Consider the following 24,473-nt stretch of genomic DNA (forward strand, 5'->3'; position numbering starts at 1 on the left):
TGTACGATTTCAGAATTTGATTTATGCTTATAATTTTTTCAATCTTTATGAGACGTATTATTTTTACCTTTTTGTTAAAACTGTATTTTAGTTATAGCTTTTCCTCTGTAATAACTTCATTTTGTAGTAGAAAGGAAAAAATTTATGCTCTCACAAGAAACGATGAATATTATTAAATCCACTGCTCCTGTTTTAGAAGTGCATGGTAAAGAAATTACAACTGTTTTTTATAAAAAATTATTTGAATCTCATCCTGAATTATTAAATATTTTTAATCAAACAAACCAACGTAAAGGACGCCAACAATTAGCTTTAGCAAATACGGTTTATGCAGCTGCTGTTCATATTGAAAACCTCTCTGAGATTATGCCTGTTGTTAAACAAGTTGCTGAGAAACACCGAAGTCTTGGAATCAAGCCCGAATATTATCCAATTGTGGGTGAAAACTTATTAAAAGCTATTAAAGAAGTTTTAGGAGATGCAGCAACACCTGAAATTATGAATGCATGGACTGAAGCATATGGTGTTCTTGCTGATGCATTTATTTCAACAGAGGAAACTTTATATAAAGAAGCAGAAAATAAATCTGGTGGTTGGCGATTCTTTAAGGACTTCACATTAGTTGATAAAGTCCCGGAAAATAAATTAGTTACTTCATTTTACTTAAAACCAGCCGATGGTGCACCTCTTCCAGATTATAAACCTGGACAATATATAACTGTACATGTAACGATTCCAGGAGAAAAATATACACATAATCGGCAATATAGTTTATCAAAGGCATATGACGGTGAAAGCTATCGAATTTCAGTTAAACGTGAAGTCGTAAATGAACCAGTTGGTATCGTATCAAACTATTTACATGATCATCTTAATATTGGTGACACATTACCGATTAGTGCGCCAGCAGGTGTCTTTTTCCTTCAATCCAAACCCGATACGCCTGTTACATTTTTAGCTGGCGGTATTGGTATTACTCCTCTAATGAGCATGTTACAAACAGCAGTAAAGCAACATCATGCACCTCTTCATTTTGTACAAAGTGTTAATACTCCAGATTTACTTGTATTTAGTAAACCTTTACATGATCTAGCACATGAACACGCTAATTTAAATTATTTTGAAATTATTACCGAGACAGATGGCTATATCTCAAAGGAATTTTTAGAAAAACAAGTGGACCCATCAAGTGATGTTTATTTGTGTGGGCCAGTACCATTTATGCTTGCAATGATTAAGCATTTACTTGTCATCGGCATTTCCAAAGATCATATCTACTATGAATTCTTCGGCCCTTCAATGGCGCTTGATATTGAAACTTAGGTTAAAATCTCTAGTTAATAAGAATTTCAATAAATTAAATAACCAATTATATGTAATTATAAAATTACAATAATTGGTTATTTTTTAAACTAAAACAGGATTTAAAGTAAGCGAAAAACGAAAAAGACTTTGCTAAGAAGAAAACAAGAATAGATTGGTACCCTTCAATGCATATCCAAAATTTAAAATGTTTTAGGATAACTTTTTACTTTTTCAACTGCTGCTAATAATTTATCTGTAACGATTTGTGATTCATCAATATGTTTTCTTAATACAGAATGCGTTTCATCAAAAATTGAAGTGGTCGTTATAAACTTATTCATAATATCTTCATTAGAAATTTTTTGATTTTCAATAAAACTTAAAAGTTCATTTATCCCCTTCTGTACGGAAGAGATTTTTTGAAGTAATACATTCATTTCCCGTGACGTATTTGAACTTGTTTTAACGCCTTCTGTCACAAGGCGAAGATTTTCCTGATTATCTTCATAAGCTTCTTTAATTTGTTCTTGAATTTTTTTCGTTAATAATGAAATATCCTCTGTGCTTTTTTTGGTACTTTCTGCAAGGTTTCGTACTTCATTTGCAACAACTGAGAATCCTTTACCATGTTCCCCTGCTCTAGCAGCTTCAATAGATGCATTCAAAGCCAACAAATTTGTTTGATTAGAAATATTACTAATTAGCTTAACGATATCTGCTACTTGTTTTGAGTTTTCACTTAATTCATTCATACTGACTGAAGTCTTCTTTGATTGTGTTCCTAAATAATCAATTAATTGCTTTACATCATCAACTGCTTTTTTACTTTCCACAGATAGTGTAACCATCGAATCAGAAGATGTGATTAATAATTTTCCTTCTTCAATAGTATTGTTAGAGATTTCAATTGAATCTTTTGTACTCTCTTCAACCTTCTTAAATTCCTTCAATATTTCTCCAACCATCTTGCCTAAAAGTGCATGTTGACTATTAACCACATCGTGTTGTTCTATTGTTGAAATTAAATCTTTATGTAATTCATTCAAAAAAATTTGAAATTTATCTTTCTCTTTATCTAATTTTGCATTTAACTCATCAATTTTAGCTTTAAAACGATTGATGTCCTGTTGTGATTTTGTTTTAGCAAACATGTATAATAACGCTCCTACTTAATAGTTTCTTTAACATATATTTATTATACATCTTTTAAGCTATTTTTAACACTGTTCCAAATTATGCTCTAATTTAAGAGGAATAGATAAAATATATCCATCTATTAAATCATTATTAGTTACTCTTTTTTACTTTATTCTGTTTAACTTGTATTAGCGTTACTAACTTAAAGGTTGTTGCTACAATATAACCAATAAAAATCATATAGCTAAAATACTTTTGCATTTGATTGTGAAAAATAATATACGTAATACATATTGTTAAGATCGTATACATAAGAATATCAAACCAAATTCTCTGTTCTTTATTCTCCATATATCATTCTCCCTTCGCAAAAGGATTTACTTTATAGGTAACAATACTCAATATATTCTACAAAATACATGTATATATCCTCCAGATATTTGGATTTTATACTCACTTTTTATATATACTTAATAGTAGATTTACAATTTTACAGTGGAGGAGATTGTCATGAAACCAAAACTCTTAATCTTAAGAGAAATTGAACATCATACAAAGGATTTATTATCGGAACACTTTGATATCGAATACCACCCATCTTATTCTCTAGAAGAATTACAAAATTTAATACAAGATGCAGAAGCTTTGTTAACAATGGGAACCCTCATTGATGAAAATCTCATAAAGAATGCTCCTAATCTAAAAATTGTAAGTAATATCAGTGTTGGCTACGATAATTTTGATACTCATGCAATGAAAAAAGCAGGAATTATAGGAACACATACTCCATACATTTTAAATGATAGTGTTGTAGATTTGACATTTGGTCTAATGATAGGTGCTGCGAGAAGAATTTCAGAACTGAATTCTGCAGTAAAAAGAGGACTTTGGACTGTAAAAAATGACATTAACTTTTACGGTTTAGATATTCATCATAAAAAATTAGGTATTATTGGTATGGGGCGAATTGGTGAAGACCTAGCAAAACGTGCAAAACTTGGATTTTTTATGGATGTTAGTTATCATAATCGTCATAAAAAACCTAACCTAGATGAAGAGAATATTATTTGGAAACCGTTGGACCAGTTACTTCAAGAATCAGATTTTATTGTAATGCTTACTCCACTTACAGAAGAAACAAAATATATGATCGATGAAGCAAAATTCAAACAAATGAAAAATACAGCTATATTTATTAATATGTCTAGAGGTGCTACAGTAGACGAAAAAGCATTATACAATGCATTAAAAAATAATGAAATCTACGCAGCTGCTTCAGATGTTTTTGTAAAAGAGCCAGTTAATAAAGACAATCCCCTACTTCAATTAGACAACTTTACCGCTACTCCACATATAGGTTCAGCAAGTAAGGAAACAAGAAATGACATGGCTCAACTAGCTGCAGAAAATCTAATTGAAGTTTTCATTAAAGGCAATCATCAAAATGTCGTACCAGAATTACAGTTTCTTGTTAAGTAATACGATTGGATGCTACCGTCCGAGCTGTTTGCATCACATTCAACCTATAGTAAATTCTAATTGTGTTGTATACTAATAGGAGAACAAGTTGTTCAATCGAATTTTCTTGTAAAGGACGTAACGATAATGGATGCAAATAAAAGTACAAACAAAAATTCTGGTATGCTTACTGATGATGAATTAGCAGTATACGAGTTTGCACTTCGTGATGAATTTAACGGTATGCATATTCCTTTAGAAAAACAGGAGTATTATCTTGAAAAAATTCTTAAAGCCAATGAAGAATGTATTTTACATTTAAGAAAAAAAGGCGCGATTGCGATTTCAAGAGAAGTCATAGAAGACGATAATATTTTCGGAGCATAGTATATAAAATCAACAAAGGTCGAACAAGAAATATATTGTTCGACCTTTTACTAATGATTTATCTTTTTAATTTTGGATATCCAATGATTATAGAAACAATTGCGCAAATACCCATTAAGATTGGATAAAAAGAGTACTGCATCATTTCAATAGTTGAAATCCCCGCAACACTTGCAGCAGCCAAAAGTTGTGGTGAATAGGGCACAAATCCTTGCCATACACTCGCAAAAATATCTAGTAAGCTGGCGGATTTTCGATGGTCCACTTCATATTGGTCAGCAATATTTTTGGCAAGTGGTCCTGTCATTAGGATGGCGATAGTATTATTTGCTGTTGACATATCCGTAACACTAACCAGTGAAGCAATTCCTAATTCTGCTCCTTTTTTTGAACGAATTCGTTTTGAAATAGAGTAAAGTAAATAGTGGATACCACCGTTATGTTGAATCAGTGCAACAAGACCACTAATTAATATAGCAATAATCGCTATATCTTCCATCCCCATCATTCCTTGGCTTACCGCTTTGATGAATGAAAGAAACGTAAATTCCCCATTGATAAATCCTATAATGCCGGAGATTAAAATGCCACCAATTAGAACCTTTAATACATCCATGCCGATTAATGCTGCAATTAGTACAAGTACATATGGAATAACAGAGACAATGGAATAATCAAAATTTCCTTTTAAAGTATGTTCCTTTCCAATTGTCATAATTCCTAAAATTACTGCTGTGACAATAGCAGCAGGTAATACAATACGGAAATTCACCTTAAATTTATCTTTCATATCTGTACCTTGTGTGCGGACTGCTGCAATTGTCGTATCTGAAATAACCGATAAATTATCTCCGAACATAGCACCACCTACGACTGTTGCCATAGCTAGAGCCATTGAAATACCCGTAGCATCAGCAATTCCTACACCGATTGGCGCTAAGGCTACAACCGTACCCATTGATGTACCCATAGAAAGAGATATAAAACAGCCAATGATAAATAAACCGACTAATAAGAAATTTGGGGGTAGATACGTTAACCCTAAATTGACAGTCGATTGAACAGCTCCCATTTCTTTAGCAACATTTGAGAACGCACCTGCAAGAACAAATATAACCACCATCAGCATTACATTTGAATTACCTGCTCCCTTTGTGAAAATCTCTATTTTCTTTGACATCTTTTCTTTACGGTTCATAAGAAAAGCAAATATACAACTGACACTTACAGCTACATCTAACGGCATTGCAGTAAAATCATTTGCTAAAATACCCGTCCCTATAAATAAAAGTATAAATACAACAAATGGTAAAAGTGCCCATTTATTGCCTTTTTCTATCTTTTCCATGTATTCTAAAATACCTCCATCAAGCAAAAACAGATCAAATTTTAATTAGACAGATTTAATCATACTGAAAAGATGTTAATTTGTAAATTTTTTATGTCTTTAAAATATTCATAGAATTAAAACAAATAATATACATTTGAATCCAATAAATTTAAGTCATTTTAAAATATTATCTTGAGCATACTCTTTAAAACGTAACAAGTTATTTGAATAAATTTGACGCAATTTATGGCAAAACAACAAAATACTTACCGCCAAAGGGGAATAAATCATATTTAAAACAATTAAATTAAGCGCTATAAAATAAACTCATTCGCCAATATTTGAAACCCATATACTTATCAAAAATAGAATTTGTGCACGATTCATATTATCCACTCCAACTATTTTTCCGACAAAAAAATCCCACCCCCAAGTCATTTGTCTTAGGGATGGGATCGTGGATTCGTGTTACCTAATTTTTCTACCACATCACTGTAAGTAGCCTTTATCAGTGAAACGCTCATTAACGATCTAGACCTAAAGTTCCATCTATTCATAACTTTTTACACACGTATATTATTTCATTACTATTTTCATCGATTGGTGACCCATTCCAGTCTTTAAATACACGAACTATTTCAAAACCATTTTGAGATAATAGCCTTTCCATTTCTTTTGGAAAAACGTAACGCAACGTAATATGCGTTCTTTTTTGATCTAAAACATCGCCATTCTCTCCAATAAATTTTCGAATAGTTGTGTAACATTGAAGTTGAGCAAGTGCATCATAGTTGCTAATGGTATAAACCTCAACCTTTTTCTTTGAAATCGGATCTGTATAGCTTCTCCAATATTCTTCTGTTGGTGGTTGTAATAATTCATTTGAATTCGGGAATCTAGTACCGAATATAAAGAATCCTCCCATGTTCAAATGCCTTCCCACTGATAAGAGCAATTTATCTTGTTCCTTATTGGATAAAAAATGCTGAAAAGAATTGCCAACCATAAAGATTAAATTGCTCTTCAAACTTAAATTTAATCTTGTACAATCTTGTTTTTTCCATTTAATTTTTAATCCTAGTTCAGCTGATTTCTTTTTAGCTGTACATAGCATCCCCTCATGGACATCCACACCGATTAGCATATGACCTTCTTTAGCTAAAGGAATGGTTGCTCTTCCCGTCCCACATGCAATATCAATAATCGGACCTTCGACTCTTGATGCATATTTCTTTAAAAATCTCACGTCATCCTTATACATTTCATTTTCTAAATCATATAAGTCTGTATCTTCATATTCTTCAAAATTATCCATGATCATCAGCTATTCTCCTATTTTTTTAGAAAAAATCTCCTTCACAAATTGTTCTTTAAAATTCGTATACTCATTAACACCTGTTGATTTTTTATTGACGTAGGCAAGTTTAATACTCAAATATTTTTTCCTTGCATCTTCATGCACGTTTAAATAATCTCTGAAAAAGCTAAGATTATTCCACAACTCTCCCTTATATTCAACCAAGTGAATATAATGTGTTTTGATTTCATATGTATTGTCCGTAAACTTTGCAAAAACAATTTCATTTGGTCTGTTTACTCGTAATCGTAAAAACCCCACTTCTTTTAAACCTTCAATGATGGAATGATTGATCTCCGATAAATCCTGAATGCCTACTATAATATCAATGATTGGCTTTGCAGGCATATCATGAATCGCCGTACTTCCTATATGTTCAATTTGGTAATCTTTTAATTTTGTATATAGGAGAATCTCTTTTTTTATCCTTACGAATTCATTTTTCCAATCTTTTTCGAAAGGAACAATTTTAACTTCATCTTTACGTAGTCCCAGATTCATAGGTACAGTTCTCCTCTCTCACTTCAACAGTTATGTTGTTAAAACAAAAGCTCTAAACTTATCTTCTTCCTCAGAAAATGGATAATGATTACTTTCTTCAAAAATAGTACATGTGGCTTGTGGCATTAATTTAGCAATTTCAACCCCAAATTTCATAGGACATTGTGAGTCAAATTTACCTGAGTAGATAAAAGCAGGAACTTTAACATTTTGTAAATCTTCTCGAACATCAAATGTTGGGTATTCTACTTTTCTAAAATAATCTAACTTGTTTCCAACTGTTTTTCCGCTGTTTGGCTTTGTAAGTGATTCTTTTAATATACACTCCTATTTATTTCCATAAAGACTATCAAATTCCTTCCATGAATCCATAATAATTATTTATTATAGAAGCTTAAATACCTTTACAAGAAACATTTGTCGAAAAAAAAACTGTAGATAAACCCGAAATTCTTCAAGTTTATCTGCAGTTATGGTTTCTTTGTCATTTGCTATAATATAGCAAATGACAGAAATAGAAGTACAAGTCCTATAACGACTAACAAAAGGATAATTCCTGGAATGATTATCGTAAAAAAGGCTTTCCAGTTTGAGAAACGATGTGCAATTGCAACACCCGCTACATTAATTACAAATGCCCAAATCCCAGTTACTAGAGTTACTAACCAAAAAACAATTGCTGACATTATTGTCACGAGATTAGTTTCTTGACCTGTGTCAAAATAGGTTAGTGGGAAATTAGCCATCCATACAAGCAAAAACGGAGAAATTCCAATTGTTGGTATAGCTGTTAAACTTGTAACTTTAAAAATATCTTCAAAGCTACCTTTACCACCAAAAATTTTACCTATTAACCAAGTAAAAAATGTACTAATTGATACAGAAACAATCCCTATGAATGGTCCTGCAACAATACAACCTAGAAGCAAAATCCATGTCGAATAAGTAGGATAATATGTTGTATCTTCTAAACCTGTTATTCCACTAGCCATTCCACCTAAAAGCACAAAAATTAATGCATATGTCCATTTTTTATGGTCGATTAAATATTGAGCCGTTTTTTTGGGGTGTAACCAAGTAGAGAAAAAAGGTTGAATTTCATAATTTTGAGGTTGTTTTTGAGGTTGGTTCATTAAATATTCTGTCTCTCCTTCCGATATATTATAATTTTAACAGAAAACATCTATAAAATAGAGATAATTTTAATGAACCCTGTTAAATGTTATCAAAAACTATAATAATACTTCATTAAAATATGGTCCGATGTGTTCTATATAAAGATCGGCATCTTCCTTTGAATGTAAGGTAAGTAGCGTACGATAACCATTGTTTATGAAAGTCGCTTTAATTTGATGTTGTTTTAATTTTTCTTGAATTTGTTCTTTTGTTACTATTTTAAAATGTTCTAATACGCCAATTTCTAGTAAATCAAATGGTTCGCCTTTTACATTTACTGCATAAATTTTTTCTACTTTTTGCGTTTCTTTGGAAACAAGAATTTGACTAACTCGGAATTTATTTTCCATCTCGTTCATCTACTTTCTAACTTTTTTAAGGAGAAGTTATAATTATACTTCATTATTTTGATTTTCAATATGTATCACTTCAATTTTTGTAGGATTAGACGTGTCCATTGCTGAAGTACAAATGACAACTCTGTCTCCTTCTTGGTAATTTGAAGCTTTATCATTTTCTGGTAGCGCTACAACATTTCTTACTCCACCATTAACTTCTACAAGTATGCAATCATCTTCCGCTTGAATCCCTAAAACCTTTCGTGCAATCTCAAATTTGCTCTTTTCATCTTGTTCTTCGTTGCTACATCCAAATAGTAATATACTTAGTAAACTAACAACAAAGATACCCCCTTTTACGAATAGAAATGGTGGATGATTTTATTTTAAAAATTTGTCATATGAAAAGAGTTTTAACCAATATAAGAAATGATTCTCTTTTATTATAACAAATTCATGGAGTTTAGATAAATAATTGTCATACAGGCCCGTTTCCTTATGAATAATCATCATTCTAGATATATTATCCTTTTAAATATTTTGACTTTAATTTCCCCCACCATTTTATTAACAATTTACCGACTATTACAGCCGTAATTGCAGCCCAAACAAGATTATTTATTGTGTCTGGTAAAAATTTCAGAATCCAAATTGACATAGTAAAAGTTGATAATGTTAAATATTCCATACGTTTTTTATAATTTAATTTCTTTAAATTTAACACTACAATCAGATAGCCAATTGGGGGCGTTATGAAACAAAAACATAGCAATACACGATGCCTTAAATACCATGGATATTTCCTTAACATAAACCTCTTCACTTCATTCTATAATTATTTTATTATCTTTTATGTAGCTATTTAGAGTAAAATTTAGTAAATAGATAATTGTATCAACGATGATTATTCATATGACCAATTTAATGTATCTGTAACGACTAACTATAATTTTAAACTACTATATAATATAAAGAAGGTGTATTCGTTTGATAAAATCCTTTACTATTCCTATATTGAATCATCCAAGAACCATTCAAGTTTACATACCGGACAATTATTACGAAGTAAATAAAAGATACCCTGTATTATACATGCACGATGGACAAAACGTATTTGAAAACACAAGAGCAATAGGTGGTGTTGCATTAGAGCTCCATCAATATTTGGAACAACACAAAATCAATCTTATTGTCGTTGCTATTGATCAAAATACATTTGGAGATGAGCGGATCAATGAATATTGTCCATGGGCTAACAGGCAATTCAGTGAAGTTTTAACTGGTAAAAAAAGTTCGTTAGGCGGTAAAGGAAAAGAATATATAAATTTTATGGTAAATGATCTTAAGCCTTTAATAGACTATCAATATCGTACTGAAAAAAATCAAACATATATTGCAGGAATCTCCTTAGGAGCTCTTATCTCAACTTATGCTGCTTGTTGTTATCCTCATATATTTAAAAGAGTAGCAGCCATTTCATCTGCATATTATCGTAATCAAGAAGAAATTGAAAAACTATTAGTAAAGAATAGCTTAACGCACCTAGAGCGCTTTTACATTGACTGTGGAACAAAAGAATCAGGAGAAAATGATAAAGTTAGTAAACTATTCTTAGATTCCAATAAAGCAATTTATGAAATTTTAAAAGATAAAGATGTGCCATCTCATTTTAATACAATTGAACAAGCTGTACATCATTACAAGGCATTTAAAGAACGGGTACCAATCTTTATCGCTTATTTAATGGCTGAAAAAGTATAAGAACATAAAAACAAGAAAATCCAAAGAGAACACATGTTTTCTTTGGATTTTCTTTGTTATATTCACATGAAATTATGACCCCTACGAGATTCGAACTCGTGTTACCGCCGTGAAAGGGCGGTGTCTTAACCGCTTGACCAAGGGGCCAACTGGCGGAGAAGGAGGGATTTGAACCCTCGCGCCGGTTACCCGACCTACACCCTTAGCAGGGGCGCCTCTTCAGCCACTTGAGTACTTCTCCATATGGCTCCGAAGGCAGGACTCGAACCTGCGACCCTCTGATTAACAGTCAGATGCTGCTACCAACTGAGCTACTTCGGAATCATAAAATGGTGCCGGCGAAAGGAGTCGAACCCTCGACCTACTGATTACAAGTCAGTTGCTCTACCAACTGAGCTACACCGGCAAATTTATTATGGTGGGTCGGGACAGAATCGAACTGCCGACACTTAGAGCTTCAATCTAATGCTCTACCAACTGAGCTACCGACCCATAATCAGTTAATAGATTTAATACAAAATGGCGGTCCGGACGGGGCTCGAGCCCGCGACCTCCTGCGTGACAGGCGGGCATTCTAACCAGCTGAACTACCGGACCATTTTGGTTGCGGGGACAGGATTTGAACCTGCGCCCTTCGGGTTATGAGCCCGACGCGCTACCGAACTGCTCCACCCCGCGATAATTGTATAGTTACTTTATAAATAATGGAGGCGGAAGAGGGATTCGAACCCCCGCGCGGTTTGACCCGCCTGTCGGTCTTCAAGCCCGATCCCTTCAGCCAGGCATGGGTATTCCCCCAGGTAATATGGCGGCCGAGGGGATCGAACCCCCGACCTTACGGGTATGAACCGTACGCTCTAGCCAGCTGAGCTAGGCCGCCATAATTGTATATTAAAATTTAGATTGGTGGAGCCTAGCGGGATCGAACCGCTGACCTCCTGCGTGCAAGGCAGGCGCTCTCCCAGCTGAGCTAAGGCCCCATATGTAAATCTAAAATGATCGGGAAGACAGGATTCGAACCTGCGACCCCTTGGTCCCAAACCAAGTGCTCTACCAAGCTGAGCTACTTCCCGAATATGGTGCGCCCAGCAGAAGTCGAATCCACAACCTTCTGATCCGTAGTCAGACGCTCTATCCAGTTGAGCTATGGGCGCAAATATAAATCAAAACATTTCAATATTATATAAATAAAAGATGGTGCCGAGGACCGGAATCGAACCGGTACGGTAGTCACCTACCGCAGGATTTTAAGTCCTGTGCGTCTGCCAGTTCCGCCACCCCGGCATCTCTTAATGGAGCGGAAGACGGGGTTCGAACCCGCGACCCCCACCTTGGCAAGGTGATGTTCTACCACTGAACTACTTCCGCGTTAAGGACAATACTTATTATATGGGATATATTTTATAAATGCAACACTTTTTTATATAAAAATAATAATTTTTATTTTTCCTCAAGAAACTCTTCTGATAGTTTAACTAAACTCTTAGCTAATAGCAAGAGGAGACCCATTAAAAGGTATAACGATTTCCTTTTTATCGGTCGCTTCTTGTTTAATAATTCATTTAAGTTACTGTAAAATGTATTATCTCAAAGAAACTTTAGCAACTCTAATAAGTTAATTTTCTGGCCAAGGAAAATCATTTTTAAAGTATTCCTGTTTTAAACGTTTTAAATCATAACTCCATTTTCCAATTGCATTTGCATACCTTTTTCGATCTTCTTCCCTCCCCATTTTAAGACGAATTCTTTTTTGGAGTTCATAAGCAGCTGCTTGTAAACTATAGCTTTCTACAAATTCCTGCAATGCTAACCATCGTTGTTCATCACTACGATCTGTTATTTGATATCCAAAATTCCGAAGTTCGCTATAGCTTGGATGTCTATATTTGTATGATTTTGGAGCTGCCTTTTTGATCTTTTGTTCAAGATTATAATAGTTTTCAATTTCCGCTTCTTTATTAAAAATACGTCTTAGTATACTTTGAAACATTTCCACTTTTAGTAAATCTATACAATCTTCTTTTTCTTCAAGTACTGAAACAAACTCTTTAAAATAAGTACGATTTCTTTTGATAGAATACTGATTATATAGATCATAAATTCTATTACTGTAATCGTTCCTAGTATCTTTATAAAATAACTTAAATCGGCTATCGTTTTGATAAGTTTTTATTATTCTATAATAGATTATGTATAACAATATATTTAGTGCATCTTCATCTTTATATGAATATAATTTATTCGACTGTACCAGCTCATTTAATAAGTGTTTTACCAGATCAATCATCTTGCTTGAATGATAGGCAGATAATATTTTTCTTACATATTTTGATGAAGCTTTTAAAAACAATCGATGATAAAATTCATAGTTTTTTTTCAATTCTCTCTTAATGCTCCTGCTATGATAAGAATCAAAAGTCGTGATTGAATCACTAATAATCTGCATAAATTCCTGAATATACTCTTCACTCTTTTCATCATCAGGGGCAATTTTAAGTAAATGGGATATAATTTTAACTTTCTCTTCATTTGAAATATTGTCACAAAGTAAGAGTGTGATCCCCTTTGTAAAGTCCATTTTTTTACTTTTTCTATTAATCTGTTTTAATAATTTTTCTCTCTCATTATTTAAGTTATGATTAATTTTGTTCAAGGATTTAATATTACCAAGTAGATCTTCTATTTCATCTTTTAACAATTGAATTTGCTGATCTCGGTTTGCGATTTCAGTTTTTAAAAGTGTTAGTTGTTTTTTATATATATTATCTATTTCCATTAATCCTTGTCCCAATTGTAATGTGATGGATTCCAATAAAATTTCCTTTGAAAGCATTACTATTCACCTCTTTCTATATGAGCAGTAATATACGATTACATAATTTTCCTTTACCTTATTCGACAAATACAATTTATTTCCTTTTATTTTCTAGTATCTTTTTTTATTTTTCGCATCCATCTTGACTTTTAAACACGGATATTTCAACATATCAACTTTTAAATATTCAGATTTGGATGTTCTTCTACAGACGATACTTTCATCGAAATTGGCTTCAATCTCCTCAGACCAACAAACACGATGTTGGTTAAGAAGCTGTTCCCTCAGGACACGTTTTCCCAAAGAAGTACCGCGTTCCACTTCACAACGAACAAAATTTAGATATCATTAAATATTCGTATATATCCGATAAATTTTGCATTGTGAAGTGGATTCGATTCCTTTAAAACAAAAAACATCTCCATCGATGTTCAACAGAACTACGATGAAGATGTCTCTATTTTTTATCGAACGACTACAGCATATTTTAAAGCATTATATGCGCGTTCAAATTCATATTCATTTACCCAGTAGATTCCTTTATTGTTAGGGTCAATAACTTTATAACGTTTGGTTTTACTACTATATCCTGCTAGTGTCATAACATGCAAATTATCTACCATCTTTACGTGCTTACCAGCAGTCCCCATATTCCACGTTGTCCATTTTGGTTTGGAAAAATCCAACGTTACGTAAACAACTATCGGATGACCTGCTGCCAACTCAGTTCGTAAATCTTTAGCAGAAGCCCCTGTGAGATCATAAACAGTATGACTATATTTCTTGCCATACTCTGCTAGCGGCTTTGGAAAAATAGATTGAAACACACCATCTATAGCATGATATGGAGATCCTGCAAAACCTTTATAAGGATTTCGTTGTGTTTTAGGCATATTGTCTAAGAATTTTTTATAAGTTGTTTTCTTCGCATATCCTTTAAACTGCAACGCTTGCTGTAAACTTGCTCCCTCACAACCAAAGGGAGCAAATAACGGCTTCATCTGATTGATATAAGGGACATCTAATGAAATTGCGTTCTTATCTCCACTAGATTTATAAATAAATATTTTTTTCAAAAGTGTACCTGAAATCCAACCATACTTTGAACCTATTTTAATTTTATACCAATACGTTTTTTTCGTATCTATTTTTCGAACAGAGGGTTTTATGGTTGTCCCTTTCTTTAATGTTGTTAAAACTTTATAATTTGTTCCAACGCCAGACCGGACATTTCCTGCTGTTTTTAAAACATATTCATATGACACTTTCTCTTCAGATGAAGCAGCTTGCGACATAATTGGATGTGATACAAAACCTGTAATGTTAGCTGTTACAATAGTTGAAGTTAATGCTGTAATACTTAGTAATTTTTTGTATTTTTTTGTTGTAGTTAAAAACACTGTAAGCCTACTTTCTATAAACTATTTATGTAAGATACAGGGATTATATCCCTATTATCCTAAATCATATCATAGAAATAGCCCTATCTAAATCTGTACTTTTACCCTTTTTCTACATCATACTTAGTGATCCAGTCACTAAAACTTCCTGTGTATAACTGCACATTTTCATAATCCATTTCTTTTAGAACTGCAAACAACGGGGAGGCAGTAACACCACTTCCACAATAAACTGTAATCGGTTCATTTTTACTTACTATATCTAGTAAAGTTTCGTTTGGTGCCAAATATCCTTTTTCTTTTAATTGTTCCCAATCGTAATTTAATGCACCTGGAATATGCCCTGCTACACGATCGATTGTCTCCTGTTCGCCTCTATAGCGAACGTTCGCTCTAGCATCAAGTAATGTACGTTTTACCTTACCGTCAACGATGGCTTTTACGCCTTCACGATTCGTATATAGATGATCTTGCCAATTTATAGCTAAATGTGTAGTTTCAGTAACTGTTTTTTCATTAGTAGTTTTGAAACCTGCATATTTTAAAGCCTGATAACCCTCTTGAACAACTTTAACGTTTTTGAAACCACCATATTGCAACATCCACCATGCTCTTGTTGCGAAAGGTGCTCCACCTTGATCATAAACTAAAATAAATTGATCTTGTTGTAAACCGCTTTGTTCGAATAAGGATTTTAGTTGTTCCTTATCTGGCATTGGGTGTCTACCTGCATTCTTTTGCATATCAGATAAATCCTTTACTAAATCCCAATACACTGCGTTTTCAATATGATTTTCATTATATAAAGAAATTCCTTCAGTAGGATTTTGTAAGTTAAAACGAGCGTCAATCCATTTATAATCATGTTGCTTCAATAAATCTAAGTCTTTAACTGAAACAAACACATTCCCCATTAATTTTTCACTCCATCCATTAATGATTCATAAATCACTTTCCATTCTTCTAACTTACTACTTTCTTGGAGCAATGATTTTTCTATTTCTATTTGTTGAGTTGCCTGTCTACTAATATACAATCGTAGATCTTCAGCTTCTTTAGTTATTACATCTTCTGACCATTTTTTCATACGTTCAGATTGTTTTTCAAGATAGGCTTTTGCATCTGGTTTTGTTAATTCTTCGAGAGCCTCACGAAGTTTTATATTATCTCCTTTTTCAAAGAAGGCCTTACTATTTTTGAAGTGAGATTTTACTGATTCATAAGGTTTAGTGCTTGTAAAAGGACCTGTGTATTCTAATATTCCAGGTTCTTCAACTTCAAACGGCATGAATGAAAAGCTTTCATTGATATCTTTGAGTTGTCTTGTATCATATGCATAACGCTCTTGTATTTTTTTCAAAATAAATTTAACTAAGCGGAAGTTTGTAACACGCATTTCTTGTTCGAAATCAAAACTTAAGCTTGATAAAACTTCTTTTAAGGCAATATCTAATGCTACTGCGGAAGATTTCGTTGCAAAAGTTGTAGGATTATAACCTTCTTTAAAGAAATCTGGATAGCGATAATACACTCGCTGTAAAACGTAATACAGAAGTTCGTCTAGTTCTTGTACGGTGTCTTTTTCAATTGTTTGTGCTGCAGAATTCATAAAACGAGTGTGAATAAATTGTTCTAATTTTGCGAGTTCAGCTAATCGTTCATCTTTTCGTTTTAAATTGTCTTCAGTTTGTTGAATTAGCATTCTTAAGCGTTCTTGGGCTTTTTCTGTTTCTTCAACTAATGCTTGTACAGCAAGAGCTGTTAATTCTTCTGATAAGAAGTGATGGAAGTTTTCTTCGAATAAAGCCATACCAGATTCAAGTGTTTTATTTTCAACCTTTTCTTGTAAAGCAAGTAGACTAGAAACACCGAAAAGTCGTGGTTTACGAATTCCAAAACGTTGTAATTCTTGTTTAACATATGTTTTGACATCATCAGCTTCTTCATCATTTGATGCAAGATCAATAGCGTTTACAACAAAGAACATTTTATCTAATTCAAAGGCATCTTTTACACGACCCAGTTGTATTAAAAATTCACGATCTGCTTTTGCAAATGCATGGTTGTAATATGTGATAAATAGAATAGCATCCGCATTTCGAATGTATTCAAAAGCTACTCCTGTATGTCTAGCATTAATTGAGTCAGCCCCCGGTGTGTCAACTAACGTTACACCTAATCGTGTTAACTCACAATCGAAATAGAAATCGATTGAATCAACAAAACAACTTCTACTTTCTTGTGCTACAAATTTCTCAAACTCTTCTCTGTTCGTCCGAACTGTACTACCAAGCTTTTCTTTAAATTCAGGATATCCTTCCTTGAAAGCTCGGATAAATGATTTATGAACATGTAATCGTTCATCTTCTAATTCTTTTGTTAACGCTTCTTCAATTCTACTGTATGCATCCTCTAATGAAACTACACGCACACCAATTGCACCAAAACTTGCAATAATATCTTCTTGTAACTGTTCAGTTGTTTTTAAATGTACATCTGCTGTTTCATGTGGATGATCTGGTGAAACTGGACGTATTTTATTGATGGCAGCAGTAGTTGGATTTGGTGAAACAGGTAATACTTTTTGGCCCATTAATGCATTTGAAAAAGAAGATTTTCCCGCACTAAATGCACCAAACAATGCAATCGTAAAATCTTTTTGTTCTAAACGTTGTACTTTATTTTTTAAATAATTTGCAACTTCTGTGAAACCATGAATTGGTGCTACAGCGTCTGCAGTCTTTAATGCATTTTGAAGAGCTACTGCTGTTTGAATGGACAATCCCTCATGTACTTGCTCATCAATCACTTCATCAAATTCTAATTGTTCTTCTTTTACTAACATTGAAGGATCAAAATGACGAATTTTTTCAAATGCTTCTTTATGTTCTTTAGTCCATTGCGATACAGATTGATCTGCTTCTTTATTTACTGTTTCAGTTGAAACTGATTTTTGCACTTCAAAATACTTTTCTTGCTGTTCGATCATTTCCACAGCTTCAATGATTTCAACTTTTTTTTGTAATTCTGCACCCTTTTTCTTTAATGGTGCAACTGTTGTAAATGATAATTCTTCAATATATGATGCTTTTTCAAATTTCCAATCATCTGTATTTTGCTTAAACCAACTTTTTGTAGCATTTGCGACTCTATTTGCAAAGTTTAATAGAGCATCTCCCTCAATGCCTGAATCCAGTTTAACTTGTTCTTCAATTACACTCATTGGTGGCTTTAAAGTAAAGTCATCAATTTCATGTGACATTTCGTCTGTTAAAGCATTCACTTCCTTTAAGGATTGCTTCATTAACGCTTTTAAATGTCCTGTAATTTGAGAAGATGTAATTTCAGTATATTTTTCATACAAAGCCTCTTTACGTGCTTCCTTTTCTGCCTGTGTTTTCTTCGCTGCAAAGAACATTCCCATTTTAAAATTAGGTTGAATACTTTCTAAATAAAGCTTTAATTTCTCACGCAATTCAAAAGGCATAATCGCAGCATTTTCTAACAATTCATCTCGATTGTTATCAAAACTTCTTTGCCAATTGGATGCAGAATACAATTCTAATTGATGAATGATTGTTTGATAGTCAGAAGTAATTTCATTCCGGTTTTCCCACTCTTCTTGAGATAAGATGTCTTGATTATTTGCTAATAATTCTTGTTTGTTTGAAGTTAAATAATGTTCATGCTCTTTGTGAAGCTGTTGTAAAGTCTTTTCTGCAACAGCAAGTAAATTTTCTTGCCAGCCATTAATACTATTCATAACAATTTCTTTTACTGTTTTGAAATCATTATTTGGATTTTTCGCATCACGTAATGACGTAAAGAAAATCCCTTTAGGCTGTACACCCCAGTTTGCAAAAGATGTGTGAACTGAGTTTGAAAAATCTTCAAATGACAGTTCATTATCTTTATGCTTATCAATTTGATTGACAATTAGATAAAGATTTGGATTATACTTCATCAAGTTTTTTGTGAATTGGAAATTTAGTTCAGATTGAACATGGTTGTAATCCATTACATAAAAAACAATATCAGCTAAATGTAGAGCAGATTCAGTAGACATTCTATGTGCATCATCAGTGGAATCAACCCCAGGTGTGTCCATAACAGTAATTCCTTCTGGTAACACAGAATCTTGATGCCCAATTTCAATTTGTGAAACAAGTGCACCATTTTTGGCAAATTCCTTCACAGTACGAATATCATAATCCTCATCAAACATAACCGGATCTTGATCTGTTAAATAAGCAATCGCATAGTTCCGATCTGACTTGTGTACTTTTACAACATTAGCACTCGTTGGTATCGGACTTGAAGGTAACAGTTCTTCACCTGTTAAAGCATTAATCATACTCGATTTCCCAGCAGAAAAATGACCCGCGAATGCTATCATATATTCTTTATTTAAAAGCTTTTCAGCAAATAATTTTGTTTTTTGTAAACGTTCTTGGTCTTCATTTTGTTGATAAATTAAATATTGTACTGCTGTTTGCTTTAAGAGTTTTTGTAATTTCTGTTCGAATTCTGTCATGACAAACTTTTACTCCTTTTAATAAATAATAAGTTTATTCTACCATGTTAGAGCAAAAAAAATCCTCCTATTTAATAGAAGGATTTAAGAAATTATTTTAAATGTGTTGTTGTATGATTAAAAACGTATTTCCCAATTGCTCCATAAACAATCAATGTGGCACCTATCAATGCATAAACCATTTTAATCGCTCCTTTTTAGAATTATTCTTATATAAGTTCTATTACTGAACATGAAAATCATTCTCATTTGTTATCTCAATAATAATAAAAAAACTAATTTTCGTCAAGGTTTGCTATTAATTTCTTTGTTAGCGTGATACTATAATAAAAAGGTCACATTCAAAGGAGATAACAATGAGCACTTCGACGCAAGTTCAAGCAATTCTTAATGGTACAATTCTTTCACTCAAAGCTGTTTTACCCAAAGAGGTTCATGTTGCATCTCCATCCATTACTTCAGACCCTTACGAGCAATCTGAAATTAGTGTGTTAATAGGCATGGTCGGAGATATGAAAGGACGTATTATCATAGATTCTACTCCAAAAACTTTTAGTGCAATTGGTGAAGCTATGTATGGAATGCAACTTGATGGTGCAATGTTAGAATCTTTTACTGGTGAGTTTGGGAATATGATTGCAGGAAATCTGTGCACTTATGTTGCTGAACAAAATTTAGAGCTTGATATTACTCCACCTACTGTCATGGTTGGGCATACTAAACTTTTTGGTTTTAGACATGCATTCAAATTACCCGTAAATGCAGATGGAATTGGAGACCTAACTATTTTGTTGACAATTGATCCTACTTAAATAGCATATGTATAAAAAAAATGCCCATGACAAAAATGGACATTTTTTTTATTTGAATATGAAATGTATCGAACATACACTCCACAAAATTCTTTAAAGAACATGTGACTTTCACCTCTCACCTTATTTATTTCTCACCTCCTACATCTGTTAGTTGTTTCTTTCTCAAATGATAGATATAAATATTAGGATAAGGAAGCAAATAAATAAAATAACGCCCGTTAAAACTCCTAGTAACAAGCCTGAATCAGAAGTAATCGTAACAAAATAAGCAACAAATACTGAAATGCTTAAAAATATTAAAATAGAAATAATAAATGATTTTAAGGGATTATATTCATTAATAAGTAAGCAGATACTACACCTGAAATTATAAATCAAACCAAATTGGATTTTCATGGATTGCTTTAAATTCATTCATAAATAGTTCATATCTAAGATCCATAAAACACCAAATGTTTGAACAATATAAACACCTCTTATATTTTGTAAATCTCTAAGAACTAATCACTTTGTCTGTTATCCTCTTCCTGATTTTATTTTAAACAGTGTATTATTATTTAAAAGCCACAAAAAAACAGTGATTTATCTGTTTTATACAGAAAATCACTGTTTTCTACTATAGTGAATATAATCTTACTTCCTAGAAATTCAATCCCAACTCTTTTTACGCATGGAAGTTTGTTCCGTCAGTTGTGGCTTTAATGATCCCCTTACGCACAACAAAGTTTCCAAAATGCTCGCCTTCTTCTCGTTCTTTTGCATATAGGAATAATAACGGCTTCAGCTCTTCTAAAATTTCATCCTCACCGATATTCTCTCGATACATTTTACTTAAACGATCACCTGTAAAGGAAGCCCCTAAATACATATTGTATTTTCCCGGTCCTTTACCGATAAAGCCAATTTCAGCAAGTGCAGCACGTGAACAACCATTCGGGCAGCCTGACATCCGAATAACAATTTCCTCATCGTGCAATCCCGCCTCATCAATAATTTCTTCAATTTTTGTAATTAGTGAAGGTAGGTAGCGCTCCGCCTCTGCCATCGCAAGTCCACATGTTGGAAGTGCAGTACATGCAATAGAATTGCGTCGTAGTGCTGAATAGTGCTTACCATCAGTCAAATGATATTGTTCAATCAGCGATTGAATTTTAGGTTTCTTTTGTGGTGAAATATTTGCAATCATTACATTTTGGCTTGGTGTCATACGGAATTCACCTTTATGCACTTTTGCAATCTCACGAAGTCCTGTCATAAGTAGGTATTCTTCTGTATCCTTAATACGACCGTTTTGAACAAACAATGTATAATGCCAGTTTCCATTGTCTCCTTTTATCCAGCCATATTCATCGCCTGTTCGTGTAAATTGAAATTCTCTTGTTTTCTCTAGCTTAAAACCTGTTCGGCGTGCAAGCTCTTCTTTAAACCATTCAAGCCCTACACGATCAATTGTATACTTGAAGCGTGCATTTTTACGATTTGAACGGTTTCCATAATCACGTTGAATTGTCACAATTTTTTCTGCGGTTATTAATAACTTATCCTTAGGAACAAAGCCGATTAAATGGGCAAGCTGCGGATACGTAGTTTCTTCTCCATGCGTCATACCCATACCGCCACCAACAGCAAGGTTAAATCCGATTAACTGACCATTTTCCTCAATTGCAATAATCCCGATATCTTGAGAGAACACATCTACATCATTACTTGGTGGAATGGCCAAACCTATTTTAAATTTACGAGGTAGGTAATGTTCCCCATAAATCGGCTCTACCTCCTCTGTTTGAGGTGTTTCATGCACTTTTTCACCATCTAACCAAATTTCATGATAGGCCTTGGTATGAGGTAGTAGATGCTCACTTAGTTTAACTGACCATTCATACACCTCTTGATGGAAAGCTGATTGATACGGGTTTACATTACTCATCACGTTTCTATTCACATCGCCACATGCAGCAATAGAATCCAATAACACTGAATTTATCTTTTGCATGAATGTTTTAACATTCCATTTTAAGAGTCCATGAATTTGGAATGTTTGGCGAGTTGTCAATTTTAAAGTATTGTTTCCATAAGTATTGGCCATTTCATCCATCATCAACCATTGTTCAGGAGTAGCAACTCCTCCTGGGATTCGAACACGAACCATAAATTGGTAAGAGGGTTCAAGTTTTTTACGTTGGCGAATTAAGCGTTCGTCACGATTGTCTTGAATATAGCTACCATGGAACTTAATCAGCTGCTGATCAGACTCTGGAATTTTCCCTGATAGTGGCTCTTCAAAAGATTGGGCAATCGTCCCTCGTAAATAATTACTTTCTTCTTTAAATTTTTCATTCACACTTGGTAAACCCTTTGGTGCTTCAACTTTTCCCGTCATGAAACTACCTCCTTTAGTAAACGTCTCGTTGATATCGTTTTTCTTTTTGTAATGTAGCTAGCTTTTCTTCAGCTTGCTCCCGTGACATGTTCCCTTGTTGTTCAATGATTTGAATGAGAGCTTCGTGCACATCTTTAGCCATTGTTTTTTCATCGCCACAAATATAAACAACAGCTCCGTTTTCAATCCACTTATAAACATCCTCTGCATTTTCCAGCAATCGATGCTGAACATAAATTTTTTCTTCCTGATCTCTAGAAAAGGCAACGTCCATTTTCGTCAATATACCTTCTTCTAAATAGCGAAGCCATTCAACTTGATAGAGGAAGTCTGTAAGAAAATGCTGTTCCCCAAAGAATAACCAAGAATCTCCCGCATCTTGTTCTGCTCGTTCTTCGATAAATGAGCGGAATGGTGCAACACCTGTACCTGCACCAATCATGATAATCGGTGTTTTAGGATTAGGAAGCTTAAAATTCGGATTATCTTGCACAAAGATTGAAACCTTATCACCTATCTCTAATTGCTCAGCAATTTCACCTGATGCTACCCCAATTCGTTTTCGATCATGTGTAATATAAGAAACCTTACCTATTAATAAAGAAACTTCATCTGGATTTGCTGTATAACTTGATGCAATACTGTAAAGTCTCGCTGGAATTGGACGTAATACATCTACAAGTTCCTGTGGAGTTCCCGTAAAATCATAATCTTTGAATAGGTCCGCTAGATATCGACCTTCCTTATATTCTTTCCATTTTCCATCTAATAGTTCACTTGCACCATTTGTATAGGGAGCAAGTTTTTCAATAAGTGGTTTTGTAAGTACTGTAATTTCCAGATGATTTTTTAAAACATCTAGTATTGGCAATGTCTCTTTTTTGTATTGAACATACTCATCACCACTAAAGCCTGCTACTTCAATTAGTTCTTCAACGACTGATTGATGATTATGCGGATAAATTCCAATACTATCTCCGGCCTGCCACTTAATACCTGAATCCTCTAATGAGAGCTCTAAATGATACGTTTCTTTGTTGGAGCCATCCATATTCAAATTGATTTTCTCTACTATTTCTGCTTGATATGGAAACTTTTTAGAGTAAACAGATGAATTTGTATGCTCTATTACTGTTTGTGAAGTATTAATACTTGATGGTACAAGTGTTTTTGCCAATGCTTCAAACCATTTCTCTGCTGATTCCTCATAATCCACATCACAATCAACACGCTCTATTAGTTGCTGTGCTCCCAGCTCTTTTAGTCTCCGATCGAAGTCAGCACCTGTTTTGCAGAACCATTCATAAGAACTGTCGCCAAGAGCAAGGACAGCATAATGCAAATCTGGAAGCTTAGGTGCACGTTTACTATGTAAAAATTCATAAAAAGGGATTGCATTATCAGGTGCCTCTCCCTCACCATGAGTACTTGTGATAATTATTAGATTATCGAGTTTCTTTAGATTCTTTACTTTAAAATCAAGCATCGAAGAAACTTCAATGTCAACGAACTGCCCTTCTAGAAGCGCTCCAAGTTTCTCAGCTAGCTTCTGACTATTACCAGTTTGTGAACCATAAATTATCGTCGCTGTAACTGTTTGATGTGGAATCGAAATTTCTTGCACTTCCGTTGCATTCGCAATAACTTGAAGGGGTGCACTTAAATAACCATTCAACCAAATTTTCTGCTGCTCTGTTAAATTAGGTAAGAGCTCATTTAAAAGTTGAACTTGCTTTTCTGTAAATGGACTATTGCTAACTTGTAACGTCATTTTTTCAC

At 33.5% G+C, this 24,473-nt stretch carries 18 protein-coding genes, 14 tRNA genes and 1 pseudogene; 5 read left to right on the forward strand and 28 right to left on the reverse strand.

The window, feature by feature from the left end:
* Positions 1-144 precede the first annotated feature (144 nt).
* Entirely contained in the window at positions 145-1,323 is a 1,179-nt protein-coding gene (gene hmpA, locus CEF14_RS08395; protein WP_102692439.1) for an NO-inducible flavohemoprotein, read from the forward strand.
* A 182-nt stretch (positions 1,324-1,505) separates the two neighbouring features.
* On the opposite strand, the gene CEF14_RS08400 is transcribed toward hmpA, so the two are convergent.
* Positions 1,506-2,456 carry a methyl-accepting chemotaxis protein gene (locus CEF14_RS08400; protein WP_102692440.1) on the reverse strand — a complete coding sequence of 317 codons (951 nt, stop codon included), beginning with the start codon at positions 2,454-2,456 and terminating at the stop codon, positions 1,506-1,508.
* Positions 2,457-2,592: 136 nt separating this feature from the next.
* Complete coding sequence (locus CEF14_RS08405) at positions 2,593-2,793, reverse strand: hypothetical protein (protein ID WP_102692441.1); 201 nt, start codon at positions 2,791-2,793, stop codon at positions 2,593-2,595.
* A gap of 159 nt (positions 2,794-2,952) precedes the next feature.
* Here CEF14_RS08405 and CEF14_RS08410 point away from each other — a divergent pair, with 159 nt between their 5' ends.
* Entirely contained in the window at positions 2,953-3,921 is a 969-nt protein-coding gene (locus CEF14_RS08410) for a 2-hydroxyacid dehydrogenase (RefSeq protein ID WP_102692442.1), read from the forward strand.
* Positions 3,922-4,047: 126 nt separating this feature from the next.
* Positions 4,048-4,287: a hypothetical protein gene (locus CEF14_RS08415; RefSeq protein WP_102692443.1), complete on the forward strand. Its 240-nt coding sequence runs from the start codon at positions 4,048-4,050 to the stop codon at positions 4,285-4,287.
* Positions 4,288-4,345: 58 nt separating this feature from the next.
* On the opposite strand, the gene CEF14_RS08420 is transcribed toward CEF14_RS08415, so the two are convergent.
* The 6 genes and pseudogenes from CEF14_RS08420 to CEF14_RS08450 form a co-directional block, all read right to left on the reverse strand.
* Positions 4,346-5,635 carry a Na+/H+ antiporter NhaC family protein gene (locus CEF14_RS08420; protein ID WP_102692444.1) on the reverse strand — a complete coding sequence of 430 codons (1,290 nt, stop codon included), beginning with the start codon at positions 5,633-5,635 and terminating at the stop codon, positions 4,346-4,348.
* Between the two features lie 535 nt (positions 5,636-6,170).
* Positions 6,171-6,938 (reverse strand): class I SAM-dependent methyltransferase, encoded by a 768-nt coding sequence (locus CEF14_RS08430; protein WP_322788382.1) that lies wholly within the window; start codon positions 6,936-6,938, stop codon positions 6,171-6,173.
* A gap of 3 nt (positions 6,939-6,941) precedes the next feature.
* Positions 6,942-7,475: a GrpB family protein gene (locus CEF14_RS08435; RefSeq protein ID WP_102692445.1), complete on the reverse strand. Its 534-nt coding sequence runs from the start codon at positions 7,473-7,475 to the stop codon at positions 6,942-6,944.
* A 30-nt stretch (positions 7,476-7,505) separates the two neighbouring features.
* A pseudogene (locus CEF14_RS19275) lies at positions 7,506-7,793 on the reverse strand (alpha/beta fold hydrolase); the annotation flags it as partial.
* A gap of 173 nt (positions 7,794-7,966) precedes the next feature.
* Positions 7,967-8,608 (reverse strand): Yip1 family protein, encoded by a 642-nt coding sequence (locus tag CEF14_RS08445; protein WP_102692446.1) that lies wholly within the window; start codon positions 8,606-8,608, stop codon positions 7,967-7,969.
* A 99-nt stretch (positions 8,609-8,707) separates the two neighbouring features.
* Positions 8,708-9,001, reverse strand: a complete 294-nt coding sequence (locus CEF14_RS08450) for a hypothetical protein (protein WP_102692447.1) — start codon at positions 8,999-9,001, stop codon at positions 8,708-8,710.
* Between the two features lie 1,002 nt (positions 9,002-10,003).
* Here CEF14_RS08450 and CEF14_RS08460 point away from each other — a divergent pair.
* On the forward strand, positions 10,004-10,750 hold the full coding sequence (locus CEF14_RS08460; RefSeq protein WP_245890115.1) for an alpha/beta hydrolase: 747 nt from the start codon (positions 10,004-10,006) through the stop codon (positions 10,748-10,750).
* 75 nt (positions 10,751-10,825) lie between these two features.
* Here the strand turns inward: CEF14_RS08460 and CEF14_RS08465 are convergent.
* The 18 genes from CEF14_RS08465 to CEF14_RS08550 all read right to left on the reverse strand — a co-directional run bounded on the left by CEF14_RS08465 (position 10,826) and on the right by CEF14_RS08550 (position 19,499).
* Positions 10,826-10,897, reverse strand: a tRNA-Glu gene (locus tag CEF14_RS08465).
* A gap of 3 nt (positions 10,898-10,900) precedes the next feature.
* Positions 10,901-10,991: transfer RNA gene (locus CEF14_RS08470), tRNA-Ser, on the reverse strand.
* 3 nt (positions 10,992-10,994) lie between these two features.
* Positions 10,995-11,071 (reverse strand) — tRNA-Asn (locus tag CEF14_RS08475).
* A 9-nt stretch (positions 11,072-11,080) separates the two neighbouring features.
* A tRNA-Thr gene (locus tag CEF14_RS08480) sits at positions 11,081-11,156 on the reverse strand.
* A gap of 10 nt (positions 11,157-11,166) precedes the next feature.
* A tRNA-Phe gene (locus CEF14_RS08485) sits at positions 11,167-11,242 on the reverse strand.
* Between the two features lie 28 nt (positions 11,243-11,270).
* Positions 11,271-11,347, reverse strand: a tRNA-Asp gene (locus CEF14_RS08490).
* 4 nt (positions 11,348-11,351) lie between these two features.
* Positions 11,352-11,428, reverse strand: a tRNA-Met gene (locus tag CEF14_RS08495).
* Positions 11,429-11,455: 27 nt separating this feature from the next.
* Positions 11,456-11,548: transfer RNA gene (locus CEF14_RS08500), tRNA-Ser, on the reverse strand.
* A gap of 8 nt (positions 11,549-11,556) precedes the next feature.
* Positions 11,557-11,630 (reverse strand) — tRNA-Met (locus CEF14_RS08505).
* A gap of 24 nt (positions 11,631-11,654) precedes the next feature.
* Positions 11,655-11,730 (reverse strand) — tRNA-Ala (locus CEF14_RS08510).
* 19 nt (positions 11,731-11,749) lie between these two features.
* Positions 11,750-11,823 (reverse strand) — tRNA-Pro (locus CEF14_RS08515).
* 4 nt (positions 11,824-11,827) lie between these two features.
* Positions 11,828-11,904: transfer RNA gene (locus CEF14_RS08520), tRNA-Arg, on the reverse strand.
* A 41-nt stretch (positions 11,905-11,945) separates the two neighbouring features.
* Positions 11,946-12,034: transfer RNA gene (locus CEF14_RS08525), tRNA-Leu, on the reverse strand.
* A 9-nt stretch (positions 12,035-12,043) separates the two neighbouring features.
* Positions 12,044-12,118 (reverse strand) — tRNA-Gly (locus tag CEF14_RS08530).
* Positions 12,119-12,365: 247 nt separating this feature from the next.
* Positions 12,366-13,583: a hypothetical protein gene (locus CEF14_RS08535; RefSeq protein ID WP_102692450.1), complete on the reverse strand. Its 1,218-nt coding sequence runs from the start codon at positions 13,581-13,583 to the stop codon at positions 12,366-12,368.
* A gap of 446 nt (positions 13,584-14,029) precedes the next feature.
* A complete protein-coding gene (locus tag CEF14_RS08540) occupies positions 14,030-14,965 on the reverse strand; it encodes a C39 family peptidase (protein WP_102692451.1) in 936 nt (311 codons plus the stop codon).
* Positions 14,966-15,066: 101 nt separating this feature from the next.
* A complete protein-coding gene (locus tag CEF14_RS08545; RefSeq protein WP_102692452.1) occupies positions 15,067-15,879 on the reverse strand; it encodes a sulfurtransferase in 813 nt (270 codons plus the stop codon).
* Positions 15,879-19,499: a dynamin family protein gene (locus CEF14_RS08550; RefSeq protein WP_102692453.1), complete on the reverse strand. Its 3,621-nt coding sequence runs from the start codon at positions 19,497-19,499 to the stop codon at positions 15,879-15,881. Before CEF14_RS08550 ends, CEF14_RS08545 begins: the two co-directional genes overlap by 1 nt.
* Before the next feature lie 356 nt (positions 19,500-19,855).
* Between CEF14_RS08550 and CEF14_RS08555 the strand changes: the two genes are divergently transcribed.
* Positions 19,856-20,311, forward strand: a complete 456-nt coding sequence (locus CEF14_RS08555; RefSeq protein WP_102692454.1) for a chemotaxis protein CheX — start codon at positions 19,856-19,858, stop codon at positions 20,309-20,311.
* A 667-nt stretch (positions 20,312-20,978) separates the two neighbouring features.
* On the opposite strand, the gene cysI is transcribed toward CEF14_RS08555, so the two are convergent.
* Positions 20,979-22,694: an assimilatory sulfite reductase (NADPH) hemoprotein subunit gene (gene cysI / locus CEF14_RS08560; protein ID WP_102692455.1), complete on the reverse strand. Its 1,716-nt coding sequence runs from the start codon at positions 22,692-22,694 to the stop codon at positions 20,979-20,981.
* Between the two features lie 13 nt (positions 22,695-22,707).
* On the reverse strand, positions 22,708-24,465 hold the full coding sequence (locus CEF14_RS08565) for an assimilatory sulfite reductase (NADPH) flavoprotein subunit (RefSeq protein WP_102692456.1): 1,758 nt from the start codon (positions 24,463-24,465) through the stop codon (positions 22,708-22,710).
* Positions 24,466-24,473 lie beyond the last annotated feature (8 nt).

Source organism: Rummeliibacillus pycnus, from assembly GCF_002884495.1.
GTDB lineage: Bacteria > Bacillota > Bacilli > Bacillales_A > Planococcaceae > Rummeliibacillus > Rummeliibacillus pycnus.